The following is a 7,314-nucleotide window of genomic DNA, read 5'->3' as shown; positions in this document are numbered from 1 at the left end:
GCGCGTTATGTGTTGATGAATACCGAAGGTCAGGATACGGGTATTGATAACACTGAAGTTGAATTGAGTTTGGCTGATCGCTGGATCATTTCGTTATTACAGCAGACTGAACTGGACGTGACCCGCGCCATCGACAGCTATCGCTTTGATTTGGCAGCACAGGCAATTTATGAATTTATCTGGAATAATTACTGTGACTGGTATCTGGAACTTTCCAAACCTGTCTTAAACAGTGATTCTGCCAGTGATGCGGCTAAACGTGGTACCCGGCGTACTTTGGTTCGGGTTTTAGAAGCTACTTTGCGTTTAGCACATCCGTTTATGCCATTTATCACTGAAGAAATCTGGCATACCATCGCGCCGTTAGCGGGGAAAAGCGGTTCAACCATCATGCGCCAAGCCTACCCTGTCGCCGACACCAGCAAAATTGATAATAACGCCGTTGCCGATATGGAATGGGTGATGCAATTCATTAATGGTATCCGTTCTATTCGCTCGCAAATGAATATTGCCCCGAAAAAACAATTGCCGGTACTGCTCAAGGATGCCGCTGACATTGATAAACAACGTTTACAGGACAACCGCGACTTTATCAGCCGTCTGGCCAATCTGGAATCAGTTGAATTTCTGGCCGGTGAAGCACCAGCCGCAGCCACGGCACTAGTTGGTAAAATGGAAATCCTGATTCCGCTGGAAGGCCTGATTGATAAAGAGGCAGAAATTGCCCGTCTGGATAAAGAAATCAGCAAGCTGGATAAAATTATCAAGCAATCAGCCGGCAAACTCAGTAATGAAAATTATGTTGCCAAAGCGCCAGCAGAAGTTGTTGCCAAAGAACGTGAAAAACTCGCCGAACTGGAACAGTCGTTAAGCCAGTTACAGCAACAGCGTAATGCCCTAGGCTAAAACTAAAAGTACTTTTCAGGAACTTCTCGCATAACCTAGTCGGTCAATATCAACATGAAAGTTAGGGCCTGCTGATCTTTCATAGTCATCACTGCTGGAGGCTATTTTTCCGCCCACCAGCGTTGGAAATGATGCGATGTAGCCATTCTACATAAGTCATTTCCAACGCTGGTGGGCGGAAAAATAGTCCCAGCCCTTCGGGTTGTGATTGAAAAAATCCCACCCTGTGTTGCTCGTCATTTATTTGGAATAACCAAACCGCATTCCTCGCGCCTTGTGTGGCAATTTTTCACTTCACAACAGAGGCGGCTATGAAAGATCAGCAGGCCTTAGTGTTTTACCAGCTACTATCTGTTGTAATAGGCCTATGACTACTGAAGAATTTAATCCCAACGACGCCACCACTACGCCAATGACACGGCTGCAATTCGATAACCGGTTTGTGCGGGAACTCCCCGCTGACCCGGATACCGAAAATGTTCGCCGTCAGGTGCTGGGTGCCTGTTATACATTTGTGAATCCAACGCCGGTGGCTAACCCCAAACTGGTGGCTTATTCCATGGATTTAGCCACCGACTTAGGCATTAGACCGGTGGATTGTGAAAGCAAACAGTTTGCTAATGTGTTTGCCGGTAATGAACTGCTGGAAGGTATGCAGCCTCATGCTATGTGCTACGGCGGACATCAATTTGGCAACTGGGCCGGACAACTGGGCGATGGCCGCGCCATTAATCTTGGTGAAGTTCAGGATATTCACGGCGAGCTGCAAATGCTGCAACTCAAAGGTTCTGGAGAAACCCCCTACTCCCGCTCAGCGGATGGTTTAGCGGTATTGCGTTCCTCAGTTCGCGAATTTCTCTGCAGTGAAGCCATGTTTCATCTTGGCGTTCCCACCACCCGTGCCTTAAGCCTGGTCACAACTGGCGAAGACGTTATACGTGATATGTTTTACGATGGTCGTCCACAGGCCGAGCCGGGGGCTATTGTCTGCCGCGTCGCGCCTTCTTTTCTGCGCATTGGTAATTACGAATTGTTTAACTCGCGAGGCGATATCGACAATCTTCGTTTATTGGTCGATTACACCATTCGCCATCATTATCCGCATCTGGGTGAACCGGCCAAAGAAACCTATCTAGCCTGGTTTAAAGAAGTCTGTGAACGCACTGCAGATTTAGTGGTGCACTGGATGCGTGTCGGTTTTGTACATGGTGTATTAAATACTGATAACACTTCGATTTTAGGACTGACTATTGATTACGGTCCTTATGGCTGGATTGATAATTACGACCCAGACTGGACGCCTAATACCACCGATGCGACTGGTAAACGCTATCGGTTTGGACATCAGCCGCAGATTGCCCAGTGGAATCTGCTGCAACTCGGCAACGCGATATATCCATTGATTGATGAAGTTGAACCGTTACAACAAATCCTCAGCGATTATGTCGAGCTCTACACCAATAAATGGCAACAGATGCGTGCCGATAAACTGGGGCTGAACGAGCATCAGGGTGAAGATGATCATGAATTGAATCAGCAGTTACAGAAAATTCTGTTATTGGCTGAAACCGATATGACGATTTTCTATCGCCGATTAGCCGATGTGAACTGTGAAAAGAAGGACCTCAGCGATGAAGCACTATTGGAACCGTTGATGGAAGCTTATTACGCCCCAGATGCCTTATCGAAAGAAGATAAAAAAGATATCTGCGACTGGTTGCGTCAATATCAGCAACGTGTGCAACAGGATGGCACCAGCGATCAGGATAGAAAAGCCAGAATGAATCTGGTTAATCCCAAATATGTATTACGCAACTACTTGTCACAACAGGCGATTGATAAAGCCCATGAGGGTGATTACAGCATGATTCATGAACTTCTGGAGGTCATGCACCGTCCTTATGATGAACAGCCACAGTATCAACATTACGCAGCCAAACGCCCGGACTGGGCCAGAGATAAACCCGGATGCTCGATGCTGTCCTGTAGCTCTTAAACTTAGGAGTCGTTAGATGAAGTTGATCAGTAAACTGTTTGTCTTATTGATTTTAACGTCAGCAATGACCACCCATGCTGGCAGCGTTAATGATAAAAAACTGCAAATTGACAAGGTGGCAGATGGATTAGGTATTCCATGGGGAATGGCAATTTTGCCAGATGGCACAATGCTGGTTACTCAACGTGAAGGTAAATTAAGTCTGCTTGATCTGGATTCAGGCAATAAGACCAGCATAAGTGGCGTCCCCAAGGTCAAAGCTGTTGGACAGGGCGGTTTTCTGGATGTTGCTCTATCCCCCGATTATGCCGAAAGCGGCTGGATTTATTTCACATATAGCAAAGATGTAGACGGACAGGGGGCCACCACCCTCGCCCGCGCCAAATTGAATGGGGACGCTTTAAGCGATTGGAACGATTTGCTGGTCACTCAATCTCGCACCAGCAAAGGCCAGCATTACGGTAGCCGAATCGTGTTTGACCAACAGGGCCATCTGTTTTTCTCGATTGGGGATCGTGGGGAACGTGATAGAGCTCAGAATCTAAACAATCATAACGGTACCATTCTGCGACTCAAACTAGATGGCAGCGTGCCACAGGACAATCCCTTTGTTGGAGATAATAATGCCTTGCCGGAAATCTGGAGTTATGGGCATCGTAATCCGCAAGGGTTATTTTATAACGCCGAGACTCAGCAACTATGGGGCATTGAACATGGCCCGCGCGGTGGTGATGAAATTAATCTGATTGAAGCCGGTAAAAACTACGGATGGCCAGAAGCTTCTCATGGCAAGGAATACTATGCTCCAGTTTCTGTTGGCAAAAAAGAGGTAGAGGGTATGGAAAATCCAGTAAAAGTTTATATCCCCTCAATTGCACCCAGTGGTCTGGTTCAATACCAAGGAGATGCCTTCCCGGAATGGCAAGGAGATTTATTTACCGGTGCGCTGGCGTTACAACATCTGAACCGGGTCAAAATTGAGGATAACCAGGCAGTCGATGAAGTACGCTACCTGCGAACAATGAACAAACGTATTCGTGATGTTATTGAAAGCCCGGAAGGCTGGTTATATGTCTCTACTGATGATGGCGAGATTTACCGCATCCAGCCGGCAGCCAATTAATATCGTATGTCCAGAATCAGATAGCGATGACCACCATCCTGAACCTGGATACTGACTTCATCATCAACCTGTTTTTTTAACAATGCCCGCGCCAAAGGTGAATCAACACTGATATTACCTTTGGCGTGGTCGATTTCATCCGGACCGACAATCCGGTATTCAACTTCTTCGGTATCATCTTTTAATAGCGTCACATACGCCGCAAAAAACACCGCATCCTGATTATCTGGAATACGATCAATCACCATCAAATCGGGAATACGTTTTTGCAGATAGCGAATACGTCGGTCTATTTCTCTGAGCTCTTTCTTACGATAAATATATTCTGCATTCTCCGACCGATCCCCTTCTGCCGCTGCAGCCGCCAGTGCCTGTACTACATGCCGTCGACGTTGCCAGCGTTCACTCAATTCCTGATTCATCCGAAACATGCCATCGGCAGTAATATAAGGTGATGAAGCCATTAATTTATTGTTGCTGATTTATGAAGTGTTTGCTTCAGCTGGGATTCATTAATTGTTGCCCCCAAACGGCTGGCAATCAGCCGCATATCGGTTTCAGCGTTTTCCAGGCAACTGGTGCCGCCAGGAGATGGTGTCATGTTAAAAACAATACCTGTGCCTGGATTAATCTTGGCTTCACCCATCAACAATTTGGCATTCTTTTTGTCAATCAACTGAGGCCTGACTCCCCCAAAACCTTTGGCGAATTCTATATCTTTCAATTGCAGGCCCGGAACAATTTTGCGGGCATCTTTCAAAAACAGCCAGCGACGTAATAACGGCACTTCAAACAGGAAGTTTTTAAGGATGTAATTGCGAATATCCTTAATCCGGAATAAATCCCAGAATACCCGCATTACCCGGCTGTCGAGACGCAGAACCCGGAGGAAATCAAAAAATGTTTTGTTGTTGTAACGCTCTAACAACGGCAATAACAGTGCTGTTGGTCCAAAACGGGTTTTTCCCTCTACCAGCACATCCGGATCACCATGTACAGCTGCGAACGGCAATGCATCATTCTGCACGGTATACACTTTGCCGCGAAGCACTTGCGGAGTGAAATAAAAGCTCCCGGCTACTGGCAGGCAGGAGAATTCCAAGCCATATCCCATCTTTTGTGCCAGTAATAAACTATGTCCACCCGCTGACACCACCACGCTGCGTGCCTTAATGATTTTATTGCCGGTGACCAAAGAAAACACACCATCTTTTTCGACAATATCATCGACTTCGCTGTTAAACACTAATTGAATTTGTTTGTCGGTTTTTGCTTGGGCCTTATCAATAAACGCTTCTGATAAACGCTGATAATCGACAGCACTGTAATCATCTAAAATAGCGAGAGCAACGCAGGGTTCTGCTCGCATTTCACCATTGACCATAACCACTGCGGGCTCATAGGAGGCAATATCTGACTTCTCCAATAGTTTCATATTGGGGAAAACTTCTCGGAAAGTCTGATAGCGTTGACGAAGCTGCCGACACTCTTGCTCACCAACGCCTAAAACCATTTTGGGATATTTAAAGATGACCTCATCAACATTGGTCAAATCAGTAGCAAAATTCACCAGCATCTCTGCGGCCGCCTTTACCTTGGTCGCTTTCTCCAAAGTGTAATTGGTTTCAATATCACCACAATGGATTGTCTGACTGTTGTTACGACCATTCGAGTTGACCTTGGCCACCCCGGCATATTTTTCCAACAGTACAATGTCGTTGATATCGGTATATTCAGCCAGCATATACAGCAGCGCGGTGCCACAGACACCGCCACCGACAATGGCTACCTGATGAATTTGGTCTGTCATAAATTTTTCCGTGCTTAAACGACGGAAATTTTAGCAAAACGTAAATCAGACCGTTTAAAAAGTTCACTTTTTTCTCATCATCCATACAGGATGAAAGCAGCCGAATTATTTATATTTTGTTTTATTACTGCCGGAAAAAGACGGTATTGTTGAGAGAATCGCCTGCAATTCACTGCGTTTCTTCTTACTTTTTACCGTTTTTTTAACTGCCGTTAATTTATCGGCATCCGCCAATAAGTTTTCTAATTGCGCAGGATCTGGAAGCGGCGGTTCGGCTATCGGAGGAATCAGTGATTGATTCGTCTTCTCCTCAGTGACTTGTAACTGCTCGACATCCTTAAGCAGGGATTCGAGACGTTCTGGCTCAGGAATTTCAGGTTGTTCGGGAATATCAAACCCGGCGATCTCAGCCTGTGTCTGCTTGCGATCTTGTTCGGCTTGAGCCTGCTCTGCCGCCAACGCTGCAGCAAAATCTAAATCGGCTTTAGTCGTATCTTCTGAAACCTCTTCGATTGTCATATCGGCTTCGGCTTCGGCTTCGGCAGAAAGGGTGTCAGTTAAATCATTTATTGACTCATCCGTTTGCTGAGTCGATGAAGTCATTTCAATTTCAGAATCACCATCGAGCAAGGACAATGCATCCAAATCATCACTGGATTCGGCGGCAGCTTGGTTCTCAGTCATTAAGTCGGCTACCCATTCATCCGCTTCTGAGGAAGCACCTTGTGTCGAAGGTTCCGGGTCTGCAATAGAGCGCTGGTTCAACTCGTCTTCGACCGAAGGATCTGAAGTTGACGTTGCCAATTCATTTACAGAAGTAGCCAGCTCGATCTCTTCATCAAACATGTTATCCAGCTCATTGAAAGCTGTTTCTGGATCTACAGAAGAAGGACTGCTTTCTTCTGTAGCAGGCTCTGGCTCTGGCTCAGGCGCAGATAACTCCGCTTCAGCATCAAATTGGCTCTCATTTACCTCCCCTGCCAATTTATGGCTATCATCATCCTCCTTTTGAGCTGCCTGTATTTTCTGCTGAAAGTGTTCTTCTTCCGTTTCCGGCGGATATGCTTCTTGGGTCGTTAAATCAGTTAAGGCAGATTCAGGTTGTTCCGTTGTGTCAGGCAATGGATTTGTTTGAGAAGCAGAAAAGTCTGTTTCATCAACATGTGCAGTATCTTCAGAGGTCTCTAAGGACGATACAGTGTCATCTGCTGGTGTTGCAGGCTCCGACGGGATCAATTGAGCTTCAGCCATTCGTTGTTGTCTGGCAGCTTTTAACCTTTCTGTACGCTCACGTAGTTTGGCACGAAGCTTATCTATCTCATTAGCCGGGTCTTCTTCAGAATCGGGAAAGCTAGTCGCTGTATCCACGGACATATTGTCTTCCAAAGCTGGCTGCTCTGCCATAATGCCAGCCAATCTTTCTGACTCATGTTGAACTTCGGCTTCGGCTTCGGCTTCGGCTTCGGCTTCGGCTTCGGC

General features: G+C 46.4%; 6 protein-coding genes. 3 read left to right on the top strand and 3 right to left on the bottom strand.

Annotation, left to right across the window (positions count from 1 at the left end; translation table 11 throughout):
• The 3 genes from LGT40_RS01125 to LGT40_RS01115 form a co-directional block, all read left to right on the top strand.
• On the top strand, positions 1 to 906 hold a 906-nt coding region (locus LGT40_RS01125), incomplete at its 5' end, for a class I tRNA ligase family protein (RefSeq protein WP_226343134.1).
• Between the two features lie 367 nt (positions 907 to 1,273).
• A complete protein-coding gene (locus LGT40_RS01120) occupies positions 1,274 to 2,902 on the top strand; it encodes a protein adenylyltransferase SelO (RefSeq protein WP_226070687.1) in 1,629 nt (542 codons plus the stop codon).
• Between the two features lie 16 nt (positions 2,903 to 2,918).
• Complete coding sequence (locus tag LGT40_RS01115; protein WP_226070689.1) at positions 2,919 to 4,025, top strand: PQQ-dependent sugar dehydrogenase; 1,107 nt, start codon at positions 2,919 to 2,921, stop codon at positions 4,023 to 4,025.
• On the opposite strand, the gene greB is transcribed toward LGT40_RS01115, so the two are convergent.
• The 3 genes from greB to LGT40_RS01100 form a co-directional block, all read right to left on the bottom strand.
• A complete protein-coding gene (gene greB / locus LGT40_RS01110; RefSeq protein ID WP_226070691.1) occupies positions 4,022 to 4,489 on the bottom strand; it encodes a transcription elongation factor GreB in 468 nt (155 codons plus the stop codon). The genes LGT40_RS01115 and greB overlap by 4 nt on opposite strands.
• Positions 4,489 to 5,835, bottom strand: a complete 1,347-nt coding sequence (locus LGT40_RS01105; protein WP_226070693.1) for an FAD-dependent oxidoreductase — start codon at positions 5,833 to 5,835, stop codon at positions 4,489 to 4,491. Before LGT40_RS01105 ends, greB begins: the two co-directional genes overlap by 1 nt.
• A gap of 105 nt (positions 5,836 to 5,940) precedes the next feature.
• The coding region (locus tag LGT40_RS01100) for a hypothetical protein (RefSeq protein ID WP_226343133.1) at positions 5,941 to 7,314 on the bottom strand (1,374 nt) is incomplete at its 5' end.

It is taken from the genome of Methylophaga pinxianii, assembly GCF_020447225.1.
Taxonomy (GTDB): Bacteria; Pseudomonadota; Gammaproteobacteria; order Nitrosococcales; family Methylophagaceae; genus Methylophaga; species Methylophaga pinxianii.
Note: the sequence above shows the minus strand (reverse complement) of the source record. Positions and strands in the feature narration are given on the sequence as shown.